The organism is Pleomorphomonas sp. JP5 (assembly GCF_023721815.1).
Taxonomy (GTDB): Bacteria; Pseudomonadota; Alphaproteobacteria; order Rhizobiales; family Pleomorphomonadaceae; genus Pleomorphomonas.
On sequence record NZ_JAMDLI010000007.1, the window covers coordinates 261,893 to 282,607 of the forward strand.

The 20,715-nt window shown below is 62.8% G+C and carries 20 protein-coding genes; 17 read left to right on the forward strand and 3 right to left on the reverse strand.

The features are described 5' to 3' along the window. The first annotated feature begins 62 nt into the window (after positions 1-62). The 3 genes from M4J40_RS08245 (at position 63) to M4J40_RS08255 (ending at position 3,005) form a co-directional block, all read left to right on the forward strand. Entirely contained in the window at positions 63-1,064 is a 1,002-nt protein-coding gene (locus M4J40_RS08245; RefSeq protein WP_251753575.1) for a TRAP transporter substrate-binding protein, read from the forward strand. Between the two features lie 120 nt (positions 1,065-1,184). Further along, positions 1,185-1,694 carry a TRAP transporter small permease gene (locus tag M4J40_RS08250; RefSeq protein WP_251753577.1) on the forward strand — a complete coding sequence of 170 codons (510 nt, stop codon included), beginning with the start codon at positions 1,185-1,187 and terminating at the stop codon, positions 1,692-1,694. Between the two features lie 3 nt (positions 1,695-1,697). Beyond that, on the forward strand, positions 1,698-3,005 hold the full coding sequence (locus M4J40_RS08255) for a TRAP transporter large permease (RefSeq protein WP_251753579.1): 1,308 nt from the start codon (positions 1,698-1,700) through the stop codon (positions 3,003-3,005). 60 nt (positions 3,006-3,065) lie between these two features. Here M4J40_RS08255 and M4J40_RS08260 read toward each other — a convergent pair whose 3' ends face one another. After that, on the reverse strand, positions 3,066-3,521 hold the full coding sequence (locus M4J40_RS08260) for a DUF5680 domain-containing protein (protein ID WP_251753581.1): 456 nt from the start codon (positions 3,519-3,521) through the stop codon (positions 3,066-3,068). Between the two features lie 165 nt (positions 3,522-3,686). Between M4J40_RS08260 and M4J40_RS08265 the strand changes: the two genes are divergently transcribed. Then, positions 3,687-3,917, forward strand: a complete 231-nt coding sequence (locus M4J40_RS08265) for a helix-turn-helix domain-containing protein (protein WP_251729923.1) — start codon at positions 3,687-3,689, stop codon at positions 3,915-3,917. A 247-nt stretch (positions 3,918-4,164) separates the two neighbouring features. Here M4J40_RS08265 and M4J40_RS08270 read toward each other — a convergent pair whose 3' ends face one another. Then, positions 4,165-4,668, reverse strand: coding sequence for a GNAT family N-acetyltransferase (locus M4J40_RS08270; RefSeq protein ID WP_251753583.1), 504 nt, complete (start codon positions 4,666-4,668; stop codon positions 4,165-4,167). A 203-nt stretch (positions 4,669-4,871) separates the two neighbouring features. Between M4J40_RS08270 and carB the strand changes: the two genes are divergently transcribed. The 9 genes from carB to M4J40_RS08315 all read left to right on the forward strand — a co-directional run bounded on the left by carB (position 4,872) and on the right by M4J40_RS08315 (position 15,683). Further along, positions 4,872-8,366, forward strand: a complete 3,495-nt coding sequence (carB, locus tag M4J40_RS08275) for a carbamoyl-phosphate synthase large subunit (RefSeq protein WP_251753585.1) — start codon at positions 4,872-4,874, stop codon at positions 8,364-8,366. A gap of 197 nt (positions 8,367-8,563) precedes the next feature. Beyond that, positions 8,564-9,037 (forward strand): transcription elongation factor GreA, encoded by a 474-nt coding sequence (gene greA, locus M4J40_RS08280; protein WP_251753586.1) that lies wholly within the window; start codon positions 8,564-8,566, stop codon positions 9,035-9,037. Positions 9,038-9,208: 171 nt separating this feature from the next. Beyond that, positions 9,209-9,964, forward strand: a complete 756-nt coding sequence (locus M4J40_RS08285; RefSeq protein ID WP_251753588.1) for a glycosyltransferase family 25 protein — start codon at positions 9,209-9,211, stop codon at positions 9,962-9,964. 208 nt (positions 9,965-10,172) lie between these two features. Then, a complete protein-coding gene (gene rfbF, locus M4J40_RS08290) occupies positions 10,173-10,955 on the forward strand; it encodes a glucose-1-phosphate cytidylyltransferase (protein WP_251753589.1) in 783 nt (260 codons plus the stop codon). Between the two features lie 56 nt (positions 10,956-11,011). Beyond that, positions 11,012-12,025: a CDP-glucose 4,6-dehydratase gene (gene rfbG / locus M4J40_RS08295; RefSeq protein WP_405030729.1), complete on the forward strand. Its 1,014-nt coding sequence runs from the start codon at positions 11,012-11,014 to the stop codon at positions 12,023-12,025. A 4-nt stretch (positions 12,026-12,029) separates the two neighbouring features. Beyond that, positions 12,030-13,259, forward strand: a complete 1,230-nt coding sequence (locus M4J40_RS08300; protein WP_251753594.1) for a class I SAM-dependent methyltransferase — start codon at positions 12,030-12,032, stop codon at positions 13,257-13,259. Between the two features lie 9 nt (positions 13,260-13,268). Further along, on the forward strand, positions 13,269-13,829 hold the full coding sequence (locus tag M4J40_RS08305) for a dTDP-4-dehydrorhamnose 3,5-epimerase family protein (RefSeq protein WP_251753596.1): 561 nt from the start codon (positions 13,269-13,271) through the stop codon (positions 13,827-13,829). 1 nt (position 13,830) lies between these two features. After that, complete coding sequence (locus tag M4J40_RS08310) at positions 13,831-14,943, forward strand: DegT/DnrJ/EryC1/StrS aminotransferase family protein (RefSeq protein WP_251753597.1); 1,113 nt, start codon at positions 13,831-13,833, stop codon at positions 14,941-14,943. Beyond that, positions 14,940-15,683, forward strand: a complete 744-nt coding sequence (locus tag M4J40_RS08315; RefSeq protein ID WP_251753599.1) for a formyltransferase family protein — start codon at positions 14,940-14,942, stop codon at positions 15,681-15,683. Before M4J40_RS08310 ends, M4J40_RS08315 begins: the two co-directional genes overlap by 4 nt. An 81-nt stretch (positions 15,684-15,764) precedes the next feature. Here the strand turns inward: M4J40_RS08315 and M4J40_RS08320 are convergent, their stop codons facing one another. Next, positions 15,765-16,661 carry a glycosyltransferase family 2 protein gene (locus M4J40_RS08320; RefSeq protein WP_251753601.1) on the reverse strand — a complete coding sequence of 299 codons (897 nt, stop codon included), beginning with the start codon at positions 16,659-16,661 and terminating at the stop codon, positions 15,765-15,767. Between the two features lie 38 nt (positions 16,662-16,699). Here M4J40_RS08320 and M4J40_RS08325 point away from each other — a divergent pair, with 38 nt between their 5' ends. The 4 genes from M4J40_RS08325 (at position 16,700) to M4J40_RS08340 (ending at position 20,658) form a co-directional block, all read left to right on the forward strand. Beyond that, positions 16,700-17,806 (forward strand): acyltransferase, encoded by a 1,107-nt coding sequence (locus tag M4J40_RS08325; RefSeq protein ID WP_251753603.1) that lies wholly within the window; start codon positions 16,700-16,702, stop codon positions 17,804-17,806. Between the two features lie 114 nt (positions 17,807-17,920). Continuing rightward, positions 17,921-18,685, forward strand: a complete 765-nt coding sequence (locus tag M4J40_RS08330) for a hypothetical protein (protein WP_251753605.1) — start codon at positions 17,921-17,923, stop codon at positions 18,683-18,685. A gap of 3 nt (positions 18,686-18,688) precedes the next feature. Then, a complete protein-coding gene (locus M4J40_RS08335) occupies positions 18,689-19,615 on the forward strand; it encodes a glycosyltransferase family 2 protein (protein ID WP_251753608.1) in 927 nt (308 codons plus the stop codon). Beyond that, positions 19,612-20,658 carry a glycosyltransferase gene (locus M4J40_RS08340; protein ID WP_251753610.1) on the forward strand — a complete coding sequence of 349 codons (1,047 nt, stop codon included), beginning with the start codon at positions 19,612-19,614 and terminating at the stop codon, positions 20,656-20,658. The genes M4J40_RS08335 and M4J40_RS08340 overlap by 4 nt, the downstream gene beginning before the upstream one ends. Positions 20,659-20,715: the final 57 nt, after the last annotated feature.

The window sequence follows — 20,715 nt, forward strand, 5'->3', positions numbered from 1 at the left end:
AAGCCGGCTCGCCGAGCCGGCGGACGATCTTGAAAACCGACTTAACAAGACGGAGGAAACCGATGAAATACGCTTCCTATCTCTCAGTCGTCGCCGGAGCCATCGCGCTGTCCACGGCCCTTCCCTTCGGGATCGGCGCGGCGTCGGCCGCCCCCGTGAACTTCGAGATCGCCTTCAACCAGACCGAGACGCATCCTCAGTTCAAGGCGCTGCAGATGTTCGCCGAGGGCCTGAAGGCCCGCACCAACGGCGAGTACACGGCGGAAGTGTTCCCCAACGAACTGCTCGGCGCCCAGAAGGAAACCGTCGAGATGGTGCAGACCGGCACGCTCGCCATGTCGGTGGCCGCCGCCAGCCTGCTCGAGAGCTGGAACCCCGACTTCTCGGTGTTCAACCTGCCCTATCTCTTCAACAGCATCGACGAGCAGAAGAAGGTCCTCAACAACCCCGAGATCGTCGGCGACCTCTACAAGTCGGTGTCCGACCAGGGCGTGATCGTTCTCGGCTCCTTCACCGCCGGCGCGCGGTCGGTCTATCTCAAGGACCGCTTCGTCAAGACGCCCGCCGACCTCGCCGGCGAGAAGATCCGCGTCATGCAGTCGGACACCAACGTCCAGATGCTGAAGTACATGGGCGGCGCCGGCATCGCCATGGGACAGGGCGAGGTCTACACCGCCATCCAGACCGGCGTTCTCGACGGCGGCGAGAACAACGAGATCGTCTACTCCTCGCTCAAGCATGTGGAAGTGGCCCCGTACTACTCCTACACGCGCCACCTGATGATCCCCGACTACCTCGTGATGAACGTCGATCTCTTCAACGGCCTGCCGGACGACATCAAGACGATCGTCACCGAAGAGCTGGCCAAGGCCTTCGACTATGAGTTCGACGCCTTCGCGGCCGATGCCGCCCAGGCCCGGGCCGATGCCGAGAAGGCCGGCGGCAAGTTCAGCGAGGACGTCGACATGGATGCCTTCCGCGCCGCGGTGAAGCCGCTGGTCGACAGCAAGCTGACCTCCGACGTCACCAAGACGATCTACCAGAAGATCGAAGCGCTGCGCTGATCCTGTGAAGTCCCCCGACCGTCCCGCCCCAGCGGCGGACGGCGGCCGGGGGACTGCCCGCAAACTCCAGGCGCCCCGGAACCCCGGGCTGCCGCCGGTCCCGGGACGGGGGTGGAACCAATGGAAACGATCAAGCGAAGGGTCGACCTGATCCTTGCCTTCTGCTGCATTCTCTTGTGCGGACTTCTCACCGTCGTCGTGACCTGGCAGGTGGCCAGCCGCTATCTCCTCAGCAGCCCCGGCGCCCAGTCGGAAGAACTGGCCAAGATCATGTTCGTCTGGCTGACGCTGTTCTCGGCCGCGCTGCTGTTCGGCGAAAAGGGCCACATGAACATCGGGCTCCTTTGCGACTCGCTGTCCATCCGGTGGAGGCTGTCGCTCCAGATCCTGACCAGCGTCCTGATCCTCGCCTTCTGCGTCGCCATCCTGGTGGTGGGCGGATGGGACGCGGTCGGCCGCACCATGCGCCAGACCAACGCCGCCATTCCCTACCTCTCCACCGGTCAGATCTATCTGGCGCTGCCGATCTGCGGCGTCTTCTCCAGTTTCTACTGCATCTACAACATCATCTGCGATTGGCAGCGCCTCGCCGCCGTCATTTCCACCCATCGCCCCGAGACGGAGGACTGACCGATGCCGAATGCCGCAGACATCGGGCTGATCATGCTCATCAGCATTCCGATCCTTCTCGCCATCGGGGTGCCGATCAGCATCAGCATGGGCATCGGGTCGGTCCTCGCCATGGCCACCATCTTCACCTTCGACCGGATGGCGATCACGGCGGCCCAGCGCATCTTCACCGGCGTCAACAGCTTCTCGCTCCTGGCGATCCCCTTCTTCGTGCTCGCCGGCATCATCATGACCAACGGCGGCATCGCCCGACGATTGATCAACTTCGCCAAGGCCCTGATCGGCTTCATCCCCGGCGCGCTGATGCAGACCAACATCGTCGCCAACATGCTGTTCGGCTCGATCAGCGGCTCCGGCGTCGCCGCGGCGGCGGCCATCGGCGGCGCCATCGGCCCGCAGCAGACGGCGGACGGCTACGACCCGGCTGCGGCCGCGGCGGCCAACATCGCCTCCGCCCCCTCCGGCATGCTCATCCCGCCCAGCAACACCTTCATCATCTACTCGCTGGCCAGCGGCGGCACCTCGGTCGCCGCCCTGTTCCTCGCCGGCTACATTCCCGGCATCCTCTGGGGTCTCGCCTGCATCATCCCGGCGCTGCTCTACGCGCGCCGCGCCGGGCACCGGGCGCAGGGCATGGGGCGGTTCAAGGAAAACTTCCGGGTGACCATGGAGGCCCTGCCGGCGCTGTTCCTGATCGTGCTGATCGTCGGCGGCATCATCTCCGGCATCTTCACGCCGACGGAGGCCAGCTGCATCGCCGTCATCTACGTTCTGGTGCTGTCCTTCGCCTACCGGACCATCACCGTTCAGATGATCCCGGGCTTCCTGCTCGACACCGCCAAGACCACCGGCATGATCATCTTCATGATCGGCATCTCCGCCGTCATGGGCTGGATCATGGCCTATGCCAAGATCCCCAACATCATCGCCACGTCGCTGCTGGGCTTCACCGACGACCCCATCCTCATCATGGTGATGATGAACGCCATCATGCTGCTTCTGGGCTGCGTCATGGACCCGACGCCGGCCATCCTGATCTTCGCGCCGATCTTCCTGCCGATCGCCATCTCGCTCGGGATCGACCCGGTGCATTTCGGCGTCATCATGGTCTTCAACCTGTGCATCGGCACCATCACGCCACCGGTGGGACCCATCCTGTTCGTCGGCTGTCGCATCGCCAAGCTCAGGATCGAGGAAGTGTTCAAGCCGCTGCTGCTCTACTTCCTCGTTCTGGTCGCCATGCTATTCGTGGTGACCTTCATTCCCGCGTTGTCGCTGGCGCTGCCCCAGGCGGCGGGATTCGTAAGGTGACGGTGATCGCCGAGCGCTGAGAACGCCCCACGGCCTCGCCGACAACGGCGGGGCCGCCGGTCATTCGCGCACCAACCCGCCGAAATAGCGCAACCCGTAGGCGCGAACGTCGCGCACCCTGATCTCCTCGAAGCCGAAGAAGGCGCGATAGTCGCCGTCGACGATGTCGATGTAGTCGTGACCGTCGAGGCGAAAGCGAAAGCCGCCGAGGAAGCGACGTTCTCCGTAGAGCGTGGTGAGCGCCGCCTTGATGGTGGCGCCGGCCTCCGCGCCGGTGATCAGGTCGTCGCGCAACACCCGACCGTGATAGGCCATGGCCCAGACGGGGCGATCGCCCTGCCAGACGACCTCCTGGCCGGAAAAGTCGGTGCCGCCGAAATAGCTGTCGAGATAGCGGAAGTCGCCGTCGGCAAAGGAGAGATCGTGCGAGCCGGGCCGACAACTGAGGGCCGGTGCGCCATCGCCGGCATAGGTGGCCGCCTTGGCGCGGATGATGAAGTCTTCGAGGGCGTCCATATGGGGCCTCCGGTTTGCCTGCATCGACCCTAAGGCCACCCACTGTCGTTTCATGGCAGCAGGGGTGGACGCGGCCTTCCGTTGCCGGCTGGGCTTTTGGCGCGGTGGACAAATCGCCCGGCTTGATGCACTTTCTCCTTCGGGTTGTGAGGATATGAAAGCGGCATGAACGCAGAGACGTTTCGCGCCTGGCGACAGAGCCAGGGCCTGACGCAGGACGAGGCGGCGCAACACCTCGGCCTCAAGCGAAGAATGATCCAGTACTACGAGCGGGGCGAGCGCGGCGGACGGCGGGTGCCGATCCCCAAGCACGTCCGCCTCGCCTGCTGGGCTATCAGCCAGGGCATCCGCGATTTCGACGGCCGGGAGTCGGGCGAGTCGAAGGCGGCTGGATGATCCAACGCCTCGCGTCAGTGCTGCGCATATTCAGCCTACCGCCCGAGTGCGGTCGCAACTGACATGACTCGTTCGCCTCATCTTGCCTGAGGTCCTGCGCCTTACGCGCAGGATGACAATCAATATATTTGTTTTCATTATATAAAATCGTCATCCTTCGCGTAAGGCGCAGGACCTCGGGCAGAAAGAGGCACGGCGCGGATATCAGGTTCCAAGGCGCCATCTTTTCGGAACTATACCCCGCCAGTTACCCGATGCGCAGCGCCATCATGAGGTCGTCGAACTCCCGCCCTTCGTGGATCAGCGCGCCGGGAACGCGGCCGATCTCGACGAAACCCTTGCGCTCATAGAAGCGAACCGCCGCGCGGTTCTCGGCGGTGACGGCGAGCTCCAATTGCACGATGCCCATGCCACGCGCTTCCGCGATGACCGCATCGATGAGACCATCGGCCACACCGGTCCCGCGCAGGCTCTTGCGCACATAGACCATGACGATGCTGGCGCGGTGGGCCATTCTGCTCGGCCGCTGCCGCGAAAGCCCCGCCAGCCCCACGGGCTCGCCGGCTAGGAAGGCCACGAAAACTGGCTCGCGCATTCGGTCCCGCCACTCGTCATCGCCGAGGACTGCCCAATCCTCGTAGCTGCTGGCATAGGCCAGGGGCTCTTCGCGCAATGCTTCCAGGCGGATGCGTCGGAACGCCTCCACATTGTCGGTGCCGATGCGCCGGATCGTCGAGATGCCCGTGTCCACCGCCCTCTCCCCCGTTGCCCGCCCGGCCACACGGGCGCCGATCGCAAACCTGCCTAACAAACCCGCCAATTCAAGCCAAGCGGGGTTTGCGGCCGCGCGCTTTTCATCTATAAGCCCGGCAACGGTCCGAACGACGATCACCCTTCTTGCTGCCCGCCCCGGTCGGTGCCCCGCGCACCGGCCGCGTTTACACGCGAGTGAAGATGCCCAGACGCACCGATATCGACACCATCCTCATCATCGGCGCCGGCCCGATCGTCATCGGTCAGGCCTGCGAGTTCGACTACTCGGGTACCCAGGCCTGCAAGGCCTTGCGAGCGGAAGGCTACCGCATCGTCCTCGTCAACTCCAATCCGGCCACCATCATGACCGATCCGGAGATGGCGGACGCCACCTACATCGAGCCGATCACCCCGGAAATGGTGGCGCGGATCATCGAGCGCGAGCGGGCCGAGCGGCCGAACGACCGCCTCGCCCTGCTGCCCACCATGGGCGGCCAGACGGCGCTCAACACCGCGCTGTCGCTGAAAAAGATGGGCGTTCTCGAAAAGCACGGCGTCGAGATGATCGGCGCCACCGCCGAGGCCATCGACAAGGCCGAGGACCGCGAGCTGTTCCGCGAGGCCATGACGCGCATCGGCCTCGACACGCCGAAGGCCGCCTTCGTCAACACCTCGGCCCTCAAGCAGCAGTTCCGCGCCGAATACGAAGCGCGCCGGTCGGCCGCCATCGCCGCCCACCCCGAGGACGACGCCCGCGCCAAGGCGCTGGCCGCCTTCGAGGGCGAATGGGCCACCGACGAGAAGGCCCGGCGCGAGGAATACAACCTCACCGCCCGCCTGCAGGCGCTGAAGGCCTACAAGGTGACCGGCCTGCCGGCCATCATCCGCCCGTCCTTCACCATGGGCGGCACCGGCGGCGGCATCGCCTACACCATCGAGGAGCTCTACGACCTCGTCATGTCCGGCGTCGAGGCATCGCCCACCAACGAGGTGCTGGTGGAAGAATCGGTGCTCGGCTGGAAGGAGTTCGAGATGGAGGTCGTCCGCGACAAGGACGACAACTGCATCATCATCTGCTCCATCGAGAACGTCGACCCGATGGGCGTCCACACCGGTGATTCGATCACCGTGGCGCCGGCGCTGACGCTGACCGACAAGGAATACCAGATCATGCGCAACGCCGCCTGCGCGGTGCTGCGTGAGATCGGCGTCGAGACCGGCGGCTCCAACGTCCAGTTCGCCATCAACCCGGCCGACGGCCGGATGATCGTCATCGAGATGAACCCGCGCGTGTCGCGCTCCTCGGCGCTGGCCTCCAAGGCCACCGGCTTCCCGATCGCCAAGGTCGCCGCCCGCCTCGCCGTCGGCTACACGCTGGACGAGCTGGCCAACGACATCACCGGCGGCGCCACGCCGGCCGCCTTCGAGCCGACCATCGACTACGTCGTCACCAAGATCCCGCGCTTCGCCTTCGAGAAGTTTCCCGGCGCCGAACCGAATCTCACCACCGCCATGAAGTCGGTCGGCGAGGTGATGGCCATCGGCCGCACCTTCCAGGAGTCGCTGCAGAAGGCCTTGCGCGGCCTCGAGACCGGCCTCTCCGGCCTCAACGAGATCGAGATCCCCGGCGCACCCGAGGACGAGCGCAACGCCATCCGCGCCGCCCTCGGCACCCCGACGCCCGACCGGCTGCGCCACGTGGCCGAGGCGATGCGCCGCGGCTTCACGCTCGACGAGATCTACGACATCTCCCACATCGACCCGTGGTTCCTGCGCGAGATCCATGGCATCGTCGAAACCGAGGCCAAGATCCGCGAGAACGGCCTGCCCGAGACGGCGCCCTGGCTGACGCGCCTCAAGGCCATGGGCTTCTCCGACGCCCGCCTCGCCGAACTCGCCCACAAGCCGGTGGAAGACGTGAAGGCGCTGCGCGAGACGCTCGGCGTCCACCCGGTCTACAAGCGCATCGACACCTGCGCCGCCGAGTTCGCCTCGCCGACCGCCTACATGTACTCGACCTACGAGATGCCCTTCGCCGGCAAGCTGGCCGATGAGGCGCAGCCCTCCGACCGCAAGAAGGTGGTCATCCTCGGCGGCGGCCCCAACCGCATCGGCCAGGGCATCGAGTTCGACTATTGCTGCTGCCACGCCTGCTTCGCGCTCAGCGACGCCGGTTACGAGACCATCATGGTCAACTGCAACCCGGAGACCGTGTCGACCGACTACGACACCTCCGACCGCCTCTACTTCGAGCCGCTGACCGGCGAGGACGTGCTGGAGATCCTGCGCGTCGAGCAGCAGAACGGAACGCTCGCCGGCGTCATCGTCCAGTTCGGCGGCCAGACGCCGCTGAAGCTGGCCGACACGCTGGAGCGCGCCGGCATCCCGATCCTCGGCACCTCGCCCGACGCCATCGACCTCGCCGAGGACCGCGACCGCTTCAAGCGCCTCCTGGACAAGCTCGGCCTCAAGCAGCCCAAGAACGGCATCGCCTACTCCATCGAGCAGGCGCGACTGGTGGCGAACGAGCTGAAGTTCCCGCTGGTGGTTCGCCCGTCCTACGTGCTGGGCGGACGCGCCATGGAGATCATCCGCGACGAGGCGGGCTTTGACGCCTACCTCTCCGGCACGCTGCCGGCGCTGGTGCCGGCCGACGTCAAGGCGCAGTATCCCAACGACAAGACCGGCCAGATCAACATGGTGCTCGGCAAGAGCCCGCTGCTGTTCGACCGCTATCTCTCGGACGCCATCGAGGTGGACGTCGACGCCCTTTCCGACGGCAAGGAGGTGTTCGTCGCCGGCGTGATGGAGCACATCGAGGAAGCCGGCATCCATTCGGGCGACTCGGCCTGTTCGCTGCCGACCTACTCGCTGCCGGCCGCCACCGTCGAGGAACTGAAGCGCCAGACCCGCCAGATGGCGCTGGCGCTCGACGTCGTCGGCCTGATGAACGTGCAGTATGCGGTGAAAGACGGCGCCATCTACATCCTCGAAGTGAACCCGCGCGCCTCGCGCACGGTGCCCTTCGTCGCCAAGACCATCGGCAAGCCGGTGGCCAAGATCGCCGCCCGCGTCATGGCCGGCGAGACGCTGGACGGCTTCTCGCTCAGCGAGGAGAAGCTCGGCCACGTGGCGGTGAAGGAAGCGGTGTTCCCCTTCGCCCGCTTCCCCGGCGTCGACACCGTGCTCGGCCCGGAGATGCGCTCGACCGGCGAGGTGATGGGCCTCGACCGGAACTTCTCGGTGGCCTTTGCCAAGGCGCAGCTCGGCTCGGGCACCAAGGTGCCGACCGCCGGCACGCTGTTCGTCTCCATGCGCGATGGCGATAAGCCGCGCATCCTCGATTCGGTGCGCGGCCTCGTCGAAATCGGCTTCAAGGTGATCGCCACCGCCGGCACGCACGAGTATCTCGTCGAGCACGGCATCCCCGCCATTCTCACCAAGAAAGTGCGCGAGGGACGGCCGCACTGCGTCGACGCCATCAACAATGGCGAGGTGCAGCTGGTGTTCAACACCACCGACGGCGCCCAGGCGCTTGCCGATAGTCGTTCATTGCGCCGTGCTGCCCTCTTGCAGAAAGTCCCGTATTATACCACCTTGGCGGGGTCGATCGCGGCGGCGCGCGGAATCGGGGCTTGGTCCTCGGGTGTTCGCGAGGTTCGTCCGCTGCAATCCTACTTCGGCAAAGCCGGGTAGGACGGAATTGGCGTGTCGTCATGCCACCCGCCGGGGAGTTGCAAACTCCTCGTAAAAGCGGTTGTGTAGGGCGACGTGCCCGTATCACAGAGTTGCCGAGGGTTCCGGGAGGAGCTTTACCACGGTGACACAGGAAACATCGCGGCCCGGTGCCCTTGGCGCCGGGCGCTGTGATTTTTTGAAAGGCCTTGAGACCGATGGACAAAGTCCCGATGACCGCCGGCGGACACGCCGCACTGGAGACCGAGCTTCAGCGGCGCAAATCCGAAGAGCGGCCTCGCATCATCGCGGCGATCGCCGAAGCGCGCGCCCATGGCGACCTCTCCGAAAACGCCGAATACCACGCCGCCAAGGAGCAGCAGAGCCACAACGAGGGCCGCATCTCCGAGCTGGAAGACATGCTGTCGCGCGCCGAGATCATCGACGTCGCCAAGCTCACCGGCAAGACGGTGAAGTTCGGCGCAACCGTAAAGCTCGTCGACGAAGACACCGAGGAAGAAAAGACCTACCAGATCGTCGGCGACGCCGAAGCCGACGTAAAGGGCGGCCGCATCTCCATCTCCTCCCCCATCGCCCGCGCCCTGATCGGCAAATCGGTCGGCGACCAGATCGAAGTCGCCGCGCCCGGCGGCGCGAGGGGATATGAGATTCTGGACGTGGTGTTCAGGTAAGCGAGAAGAGGCCGAGGTGACGACTTCGGCCTTATCGCCAAGGCATAGGGAAATTACCTTTTCCGTCGGTGTAAACGCCCCATCGCTTTTTGTGGGGGGATGGCGGTTCGAAAGGGGATCGCTATCAACGCCCTGCATACGCGGCCAGAGTCTGGGTTGGCGGGATCGAGAATGGCTTCGACATCGATTCGATACTTTGCGATCAACGTTGAAAAGAACACCTTTCGACGAGAGAGAATTACGTCTCAATGTCGTCGTTTCGGCATTCCGCTTGAGATTTTCAAAGCCATCACCCCGGCAACCATCAGTGAGGTTGACAGCGACTATTCTGAAGCGCGGACCCGGCGTCATTGGGGGCGTCCGCTCATGCCGACCGAGCGAGCTTGCGGCCTGAGCCATCTTTCCCTTTGGCGGCGGCTGTTGGCGGATGACGCATGTGACGCCTATGTGATTTTCGAAGATGATGTAGAGATCCAGGCAGATCTTCCGGAAATCATTTCGGAAATTCTGGCGCCGAACGTCGATTTCGTGAAATTTTCCGGACAGCACGCCCGCCCGAAGAAACTTGTAAAAAACTTGAAAGAAGGTCGCGCCCTGTTCAAGCTGGCCTACGGTCCGCTGGATGCCTCCGCCTACCTCCTGACCAAGCGAGGCGCAAAGGACTTGCTCGCATATTGCGTCACCCTACACGGCGCAATTGATGTCCTGATGGATCGATCTTATGACCACGGTGTACCCGTGTTCGCAGTACAGCCTTACCCAGTGCAGTCACTCGAGTGCTCCGACCCGGCCAGCCCCCTGTTTACCGATATCGGCGTCAGAACAGCCAAATACGCCGCCGACAACAGCTGGACCGACCGCTGGCACGTGAGAATAAACCGTTTTGTTTCAAGCACAAAGAAGAGATTGGCTGAGCTGGCCCTGTGAACGTGCGCGCGCTCAGTGAGCTTGAACGGCGCCTCCTAGCCCCGTCTCCATAGAGCGGGGCATGACCTGGTTAAACCGAAAACGCGTTGAGTACCGCCGCGAAAGGATGGAAAACGCTTCTCAAACATGGGAAAAGACCCAAAAGGGAAGAGGTCGCTGTGCGGCTTCAGGGGCACGCACTCGCGAGCGGTTGTAGACAGGTTCGAAAATGAAGGCAGTCATTCTGGCGGGAGGCCTCGGAACGCGTATTTCCGAGGAAACGACCATACGACCAAAGCCGATGATCGAGATCGGTGGCCGGCCCGTTCTGTGGCACATCATGAAGATGTACTCGGTCCATGGCATTCGGGAGTTCGTCATATGCCTTGGTTACAAAGGCTATATGATCAAGGAATACTTCATCAATTACTTCAGGCATGGCGCCGACCTGACTGTCGACACGGCCAACGGCGACATCCAATACCATCAGAACGTCTCCGAACCCTGGAAGGTCACCCTGGTTGAGACGGGCGAGAACAGCATGACCGGCGGCCGCCTCGGGCGGGTTCGCGCCTACCTGGAAGGTGAGGAGAACTTCTGCTTCACCTACGGCGACGGTGTTTCCGACGTCGATATCACCGCCAGCATCGCCTTCCACAAGCAGCATGGCGCACGGGCGACGATGACCGCCGTGGTGCCCCCAGGTCGCTTCGGAGCCGTCAAACTTGCCGGAGATGTCATCGAGCGCTTCGAGGAAAAGCCGCCCGGAGATCAAGGGCTGATCAACGGCGGCTTCTTCGTACTTCAGCATGACTGTCTTGACCTGATCAAAGGCGATGACACGATCTGGGAAGGCGCGCCACTGGAGACGCTGGCGGCCACAGGTCAGCTTCGCGCTTTCCGCCACACCGGCTTCTGGCAACCGATGGACACGCTGCGCGACAAGAACCATCTGGAGAGCCTTTGGAAAAGCGGCGCTGCGCCTTGGAAGAAATGGAAAGACGCACCGTGAAGGAACTGCCTCCCGGATCTGTGCCGAGCTCATCATTCTGGAGCGGAAAACGGGTTTTGCTGACTGGGCAGACGGGCTTCAAGGGCGCTTGGTGCGCCCTGTGGCTAGCCGAACTCGGCGCCGAGGTTACGGCCCTGGCGCTCCCCCCGGAAGAGGGGCCTTGCCTTTATCGCGAGGCAGGCGTCGATCTTGTCTGCGACAGCCATTTTGCGGATTTGGGTGACGCTGCGTCCGTGACCGAGATTGTCAGGCAAAGCCAGCCGCAGATTGTGCTGCACATGGCGGCGCAAGCCTTGGTCCGGAGATCGATGCGCGCCCCGGAGACCACATGGCGAACGAACGTCATGGGAACACTCAATCTCCTCAACGCGCTGCGCGACCTGCCCGGCCTCGAAGCCGTGTTGGTGGTGACCTCCGACAAGGTCTACGCCAACGATGGCCGCGGCCGTTCCTTCCGCGAAGCTGACCCGCTGGGTGGCAAGGACCCCTACTCGGCCAGCAAGGCCGCCTGCGATATCCTGGTCCACTCGATGGCCCAAAGCTATTTCCCGTCCACGCCGGTGGCCACCGTGCGCGGCGGCAACGTGATCGGCGGTGGCGATTTCTCGGAAGACCGGCTGGTGCCGGACTGCGTGCGAGCCGTCGTCTCAGGCACCCCGATCGTGCTTCGGCAACCGAAGTCGACAAGGCCGTGGCAACACGTGCTCGACTGCCTGTGCGGCTATCTGCTCTATGCCGAAGCGCTGGCGACAAGGCACGGGACGCCGAGGACGATGAACATTGGACCGGAAAGCGCCCACGACCTCCCCGTGCTCGCCTTCGCGGAACAGCTTCTGGCCGAGATGGGGCGCCCGGAGCTTCTTAGCATCAGGGAAGAAACGAGTTCGATCGAGGCAGCCAAGCTCGCCCTCGACCCCAGTCAGGCACGAGAGACGCTCGGCTGGCGCGACCGGCTGGTAGGCACCGCCGCCATCGACGCCACCGCGCGCTGGTACCAAGCCTGGCATGCTGGCGAGGACATGAACAAGCTGACCCGACAAGAAATCAAAGCCTACCAGGGCTTGGAGTGAACTTATGAGCCACCACTGTCGTTTTTGTTCCGCCCCGCTGTCGCTGCCATTGGTCGACCTCGGAACAACACCGCTGGCCAACTCCAATCTTCGGTCGAGAGACGACATTACTGGCGAGCGTTCGTTTCCGTTGGCCGTCATGGTCTGTGAAAGCTGCTTTCTCGCCCAAACGACGGAAAACGTGCCGGCCGACGCCATCTTCCACGACGACTACGCCTACTTCAGCAGCTTCTCGCCGAGCTGGGTCGAGCATGCCCGCCGCTACGCAGAAGCCATGATCGGGCGCTTCTCTCTCGGCAAAGATTCGCTCGTGGTCGAGGTAGCATCCAACGACGGCTATCTGCTTCAGCATTTCGTCGGCGCCGGCATTCCCGTCCTCGGCATCGAGCCGGCGGGCAACTGTGCCCGCGAGGCTGAGGAACGCGGCGTTCCTACGCTGATCGACTTCTTCGGTAAAGCAACCGCCGTGCGGGTGGCGAAGGGAAAGGGCCAGGCCGACCTTGCGGCCGCCAACAACGTTCTCGCTCATGTGCCAGACATTTCCGACTTCATCGCCGGCTTCAAGGCGCTCTTGAAACCGAAGGGCGTCGTCACCTTCGAATTCCCCCATCTCCTTAATCTGATCGCCCTCACCCAATTCGACACGATCTACCACGAGCACTATTCCTACCTGTCGCTGACGTCGGTGGAGCGCATCCTCGCCCGGCACGGCCTCGTGGTGTTCGACGTGGAGCAGTTGCCGACCCATGGCGGATCGCTGCGTGTGTTCGCCGGTCACGCCGAGGCCGGGTGGGGCGAAGAGCCGGGCCTGCTGACGGTGCGGGCTGCGGAGGCAGAGGCGCATCTAGGCGACCCAACAGGCTATCGCGGCTTCACGGCCAAGGTGGAAAAGGTGCGGGACGATTTCCTCCGCTTTCTCGCCAAGACAAAGACCGAAGGCAAGACGGTGGCCGGCTACGGCGCTGCCGCCAAGGGCAACACCTTCATGAACTACTGCCGCCTGTCGGAGAGCGACATTGCCTTCGTCGCCGATCGCAACCCGCACAAGCAGGGCCGCCTTCTTCCAGGCGTTCATGCGCCCATCGCCGATCCCGACCTGATCGGTCAGACCAAGCCGGACTATGTGCTGATCCTGCCTTGGAACCTCTCCAGCGAAATAGAACAGCAGCTTGGCTTTATCCGTGACTGGGGCGGCCAGTTCGTGACGGCCATTCCCTCGATCAGGATCTTCTGAGAGGCAGCGATGGAACGACGCGCGCCGGAGTTCGGCTTGTCGATCGAAGGGCCGGTCGTCTTGTTGCCAACCCCTCACCGGGACGAACGCGGCCTGTTTGCCCGCCTCTCCTGCCCACAGGAATTCGCCGAGCTCGGCATCGCCTTCTCGGCCGCTCAGACCAGTCTGTCCCGCAATCCGGCGCGGCATACGCTGCGTGGCATGCACTACCAGCCCGGCGAATGGGCCGAGGGCAAGATCATCAGGGCGACACGCGGCGCCGCTTTCGACGTCGCCGTGGACCTCCGCCCCGAAAGCCCGACCTACCTAGGCTGGTGCGCGACCCGCCTGTCGGCTGAAAGCATGGCCGCCTTTTTCATCCCACGTGGATTCGCCCACGGCTTCTTGACGCTGGAGCCCGACACCGACATCGTCTACGAAATCGACCGCCCCTTTGAGGCAGGACACGGCGCCGGACTTCGCTGGAGCGATCCGATGATCGCCATTGACTGGCCGGCGGAACCAGCAGTCATCGGCGAGCGAGACGCCGGATATGTCTTATTCGATGCAGCACTTTTCCGGGACCGATAGAATGTCGACCAAATCGAGAATTCTCTATACGAAGCCATCAATCACAGAGCGCGAAGTTGAATATGCCACCGATGCCGCAGCGAACGGCTGGGGAGCTCATTGCTACGACTATATCAACCGGTTCGAAGCTGCCTTCCGTTCCCATCTCGGCGTCAAACACGCGATAGCAACATCGAGCTGCACGGGCGCCCTGCATATGGGTTTGGCGGCGCTGGGCGTCGGCCCCGGAGACGAGGTCATCTTGGCCGACACGAACTGGATCGCCTCCACCGCTCCCATCACGTACCTGGGCGCCACGCCTGTTTTCGTCGATGTCGATCCGGTCAGCTGGTGCATAAATCCGGCCAACGCTCGGGCAGCGATCACGCCCCGCACCAAGGCCATCATTGCCGTGCACATCTACGGCAACCTGTGCAATCTCGACGATCTTATGGATCTCGGCCGGGAGTATGGGATCCCCGTCATTGAAGACGCTGCGGAAGCCATAGGGTCCGAGTGGCATGGCGCTCGTGCCGGGTCCATCGGGGCGTTTGGAACCTTCTCCTTCCATGGCACCAAGACCGTGACGACCGGCGAAGGCGGCATGTTTGTCACCAACGACGACGACCTCTATGAGAAGGTGCTCACCCTGTCCAATCACGGGCGTGCCCGTGGACAGACCAAGCAGTTCTGGCCGGACAAAGTGGGCTTCAAGTACAAGATGTCGAACATCCAGGCCGCTATCGGCTGCGCCCAGATGGAGCGCATCGATGACCTGATCGCCCGCAAGCGCACCATTTTTGCTGCTTACCGCCAGCTGCTCGGTGGCATGAATGGCCTCACCCTGAACCCGGAGCCGGAAGGCACGATCAACGGCTATTGGATGCCGACGGCCGTGTTTGCGTCGAACACTGGTGTGACACGTGAGCGCCTGCAGGAGGCATTTGCCGCTGAAAATATCGACGCGCGCGTCTTCTTCTGGCCGCTGAGCTCGCTTCCACCCTTCACAGCCAAGCCGGAAAACACTGTTGCCTATGATTTGCCCGGCCGTGCGATCAACCTTCCGAGCTACCATGACCTGACGGAAGGAGAGATCGAACGGGTTTGTGCAGTCCTTAAGGGGATGCAATCGTGAGAAACATTTTCTTCGTTGATGCCGCGGTCGGTCTAGAGGTCTTGCGATGGATCGCCAGCAACCACGCGGATCACGTAGGGCTTGTGGTTTGTACCGCACAGAATGACATTCACGCTTTTTGCCTCGCCGAGCGCTTGCCGGTCACGACGATGAGCGAATGGACTGCTCAGACGGAGAACGGCCTGAAAGTGGCTGGCGAGTTCGATTTCGGCTTTCTCATCTGGTGGCCCTCCATCGTCAAGGAGAGCGTATTGGCGACCGCAAAATCGGGCTTCTTCAACACTCACCCCAGCCTGTTGCCGCACGGCCGCGGCAAACATCCGAATTTCTGGGCAATTGTCGAAGAAACCCCGTTCGGCGTCAGCATCCATCAGGTCACGCCAGGCATCGATGACGGCGCCGTGGTGGGTCAGCGCGAACTGCCCGTGACTTGGGAAGACACCGGTGAAACGCTTTACCAACGCGGCTTAGGGGCAATGATTGAACTGTTCCCCAATGTTTACCAGTCAATTGTCGCTGGGGAACATCAGCTGATAGAGCAAGAAGCGGGCGTAGGCAGCTTTCACCTCAGCAAGCAGCTCGAACCGGCCTCTCGTTTCGACATCAACGCCCAGTATCGCGCGCGCGATTTGCTCAATCTGATTCGTGCCCGCACCTTTGCGCCCCACCCGGCCACGAGCTTCGTTGACAATGGATCGACATACGAAGTGCGCATTTCCATCAAGCGAAGAGGTTCATGAGGCACCTCTCGCTGACACCTTCGAATGCGTTCCTTTCTTGGGGTCGCTTCAGGCACCTGCAAGTACACAGCATACCTGTTCCTAACGCCCCCCGACAGGATTCATGCTCTTCAACAACAGCTTGAGTTTTAAACGCAAGATCCTCGCGCGCGACGCCCGTAGCTTTTCACGGGTGTATCTGACCTTCTCCGAAAGAATACGCCGCTCTTGATCCTCGGGAAGCCCTCTCAGTTTAACTTCCTCCTCGTAGCAATCGTAGAATATAGGCAGAAGCCTTTCATACAAGGCGATACGATCACGAAGAGACCTCTTGCCTCGCAAGCCATCACCTTTAGGAGGAGAATAGGTTCTTTGTATGTAGAGCGTGTCATTGCTTCCAATGGCCACGTCATCCAGAAAAGCGGACAACATGGTCAGGTGATCGCCCGCATACGGCTCGGGATAGGCCGCCCAGACTCTCTCCACGGTCTTCTGAAGATACTCAGTCTTCCACAGACCATAGTAACCGCTGACGTGGTAATTGTGCAAACGCTTCACAAGCCGGTCTGCAAAGTCACTTCCATCGACCGTTGTGAACGAGCTTTCAACCGTTCTGACTTGATCGCCGTGCTCGGTCACGATCCGCGGAATGGCCAGGCGAGCTTCCGGGTGGGCATCGAGAACGGACACCAGCTCCGAGATGAAATTCTCATCAGACAAGTCGTCGTCGGCCCGCCACATGAAAAACTCTGTATCCGCCTGATCAAGCAGGTAACCGAAGTTGGCAAGCGGTCCTCTGTTTTGCGCATGGCAAACGACCCGCACCCGGCTGTCTTTCGCCGCGTACTCCTCACAGATTTCGGGCGTCTCATCTGTTGAGGCATTGTCAGCTATGACGATCACGAAATCGCGGTAGGTCTGCGAAAGAAGGCAATCCAGGCATTCGCGCAGCATTGGCGCGCCGTTATAGACTGGAACTCCCACCGTCACCCGTGCCATATTCGTTTGCCCCCGATGCCCTGCGAGTACCTGTTTCGATGCCACTGTTTGCTCTGAATTGTGACTGGTCGCAAGAGGGGAATAACTTCGACTTCCTGCGCTTCGTGCTCGCTTCGCTGGTCATCGTCAGCCATGCCTTCCCGCTGTTCGGCGGCACGATGGATCCTTGGCAGGCATTGGGCGCCGGCTACAACATCGGCCAGATGTGCGTCATGGCCTTCTTCGTCATCAGCGGTCTGCTCGTCACCCGCTCGGCGATCCGATCGCGATCCGTTCTGTCCTATGCGCTGGCCCGCGTGTTCCGCCTTGTACCCGGCGCCCTTGTCTGCGCCCTGTGGATGGCGCTCATCCTGGGCGCCGCTTTCACCACTCTCGGCCTTATCGACTATTACCTTCATGGCCGCGTCTGGTCGTTCATCGGCCACAACACCCTGCTGATGTCGATCCGCTACGACCTGCCGGGGGTGTTCGAGGACAACATCTATCCTCGCGCCGTGAATGGATCGCTCTGGTCGCTGAAGGTCGAGATCCGCATGTATCTCGCTTTCGGGCTGATCGTCTTCCTGGCCCGCATCAAGCCAAACTGGACTCTCTGCCTCAAGTACATTTTCGTCGCCGTCGCCATCTTCGCCTTCGTTCGCGCCATGCTACCTGTCTGGATGCCCGATATCGGTCTCCGCCCCAAGACAGACTGGATCTTCGGCTACTATTTCGCTGTCGGCGCCGCAATGCTCTGCTGGGAGAGCCGGATTCCGCGCAACCTTGCCCTGGCCCTCGTCCTGTTCGCACTGGCCCAGGCGACGGTAGGCACTGCGCTCTGGGATCCGCTGACTCGCCTCACCCTGCCCTATCTGGTGTTCTGCGCCGCCTTCTCCGATATCCGTCTTCTGAAGGTCACGCGTGGGCGCGACGACATTTCCTACGGCATCTATATCTACGGCTTCCCGGTTCAGCAGGCGCTGTCCGCCCTGTTCCGCGATCGGCTCGGCATGGTGTCTCTGACGGTTCTCGCTTTGGCCATCAGCTATCTCCTCGCCTGGCTCAGCCGGGTTCTGGTCGAAAAGCCAAGCCTCGAGCGCAAAAGGGACGCGGAAGAGTTGATTCTCCGGACCTATCGCCGGCTACGACCTTCTGTGGCTTCCTGAGCGGCTCGCGCTTGATAAAGTTGCTCGCCATTGCCGGCCAGCCCGCCGCTGGCATACAAGACGACGGTCGGCGTTGCCGGTGCCACGGCAGTGGCGAAGGGAGAATCGAACGAGATGCAGACCACAGAGCCCATCGTCAACGTCGTCTGCATGAAGTGGGGCACGCTCTACGGCCCGGAATACGCCAATCGCCTCTATGCGATGGTGGCGCGTAATCTTGTACGCCCGTTTCGCTTCGTCTGCTTCACCGACGACGCCTCTGGTCTCAGCAGCGAGATCGAGGCCATGCCGTTGCCGCCGATCGACATCGATCCGCCCTATGAGAAAACCCCCTGGAAGAAGCTGGCCCTTTACAACGCCACGCTCGGCGATCTCGAGGGGCTGGCGCTGTTTCTCGATCTCGACGTTCTGATCACCGGCCCGCTCGACAAGTTTTTCGATCATCCGGGCGACTATTGCGTCATTCGCAACTGGACCCAGCCCAAGACCATCAACGGCAATACCTCGGTCTTCCGCTTCAGGATCGGCGCTCATACCAACCTTCTCGACCTGTTTCACAGCCAGCCGACGCAGCACTGGGTCGACACCTGGCGCATCGAGCAGACCTTCCTGTCGCAAGAGCTGAACAAGGAGGGCCGTCTCACCTACTGGCCGGACGGCTGGTGCGTGTCGTTCAAGGTTCATTGCCTGCCCGGTGGCTGGAAGTTCCCTCGCATCCTGCTCAACTGGTTCCTGCCGTCCCGGCTGCCGCCAGGGGCCAGCGTCTGCGTCTTCCACGGCCGCCCCAACCCGGACGATGCGCTGGCCGGCCGCTGGCCGGGCAGGTGGTACAAGCGGCTTTTGCCGGCCACCTGGATCGCCGACTACTGGCACGAGTAAGCAATGTCCGCCCCGCTCCTCAGCTTCATTTCGGCCGTCTACAACAAGGCGGACGTCGTTCTCGAAACGCTGGCGCTGCTGCAGCGTCAGCGGGGCATCCCCGAGGATGCCGTCGAGTTCGTCTTCGCCGACGACGCGTCAACCGACGGATCGTTGCAAGCCCTGCGGCAGGCAGCCGAGACCGACCCGCGCATCAAGGTGATCGCCAACGAGGAGAACCGGGGACCGGCCATCCGTTTCAACCAGGCCGCCGCCGCGGCGACAGGCAAGTACCTTCTGGCGCTCGACGCCGACGACATGGTGCCTGCCAACGCTCCGCGCTTCCTGATCGACACGGCCAAGAAGACCGCCTCCCCCGTGGTATTCGGCCAATCCCGCCGCAGCGATGCCTGTCCGGACATTCCCCAAGATGCAGCGGTGACGGTGTCGGACAGCCCGCTGGCCTTTTGTGCCAGCCGAAAGATCGTTCGCATGGGCTTTCTCTGCGAGCGCCAGCTCTGGGCGGCGGCCGGCGGCGCCGACGAGCAGGTGTTCATCCAGGATCAGTCGCTGCCGCTCCGGCTGTCAGCCGCTGCCGAGCGCCTCGCCTATGTGGAAAGCCACATCTACTTTCTGAGGCCGACCGGAGAGAGCAACCTGTCGCGGAACCATATGCAGCAGCATCACGACCGCTTTTTTGCCTTGCTGCCGTTTCTTGAGCGGCCCGGCCTAACGCCCGGCGCCCGTCGCGCCCTCGTCAGCCAGCTCGTCTCGGCGGCATGGAAAGCCCGACGCGATTCGGGCGAGCGACTGCCAGCCCTGTCGCAGGCGGCTCTGGCCTATGCTCTCAACCGTCTCACCGGGTTCGAACCGTCGCCGCGCTACCTTGCCGCTCGCGCCGCGGAGTTACGGTCATTGCATGGCATCCGCCGGCCTGGAGCTGCTCCATGACCCCGAAGCGCATCCTCATCGTCGCCAACTTTGGTCGCCGCGATCTCTTCCGGCGCTATTTCAACACCGAGAGCAAGCTGGCCAACGGCTTCATCCGCGCCGGCCATCAGGTTCTCTGCTTTTCGGACCGGGATCACGCCCGCGAGGCGACGATATTCCGCACTCAGAAGCTGGGCCGAAAACGCATGATGGCCCAACTATTGGAGCTGATCGGCCACTACCGCCCGCATCTCGTCCTGTTCGGCCATTGCGACCTCATCGACGACGCCTTCTACGAGCGTTTGCGCGCCGCCGAGCCGAGCCTCAAGCTGGCGACGTTCTGCGTCGACGCCTTGTTCCGTCGGGAAGCCATGGAACGCTTTGCCAACAGGGCACGGCATGTCGACGCCGCTTTCATCACCTCCGCCGACAGAGAGAAGGCCAGCAGGCTCGGCATTGCGCCGGGGCGCCTGTTCTTCATGCCCAACCCGGTGGATTCCGGTATGGAAACCGCCCGGGTGTTCGACATCGCCCGCCAGGACCTGACGTTCGATGGCCAGTTCCTCGGCACCGGAATCGACAAGCGGGAGGAGCAGATCGACAGCATCCGGCAGGGGCTGCCCGATGGCTACCGGTTCGCGGCCGGCGGCAAGGCGTTCGGCACGCAGCGCATCGACAGCACCGAGTTCATGCAGCGACTGGCCGATGGCGCGGTCTGCCCCAACCTGCCGCTCGACGACAAGGCCACCGACCAGCTCGCCTATCTCTATTCGTCCGATCGGCTGGCCCAGACGCTCGGTCAGGGCGTCACGACGTTGACCACGGCGGAGAGCCGCCTGTCAGACCTCTACGAGGATGGCATCGTCGAGTACCGCTCTCGCGAAGACCTCGTGTCGCACATGATCGACCTTTATGCCGACGACGACAAACGCCGACGGATCGGCGCCCTCGGCCATCGCATCGCCCACGACAGAACCGGTGCGTCCCGCGTGGCCGACTATGTGCTGCGACTGAGCCTTGGAGAAACACCGCCCGACGTTCACTGGCCGACGGGCATCAACTGAGCGATCCCAGCAAAAGCGGGCACCGGTTTTGCGTCCGGAATTGCGTGAAAACAAAGA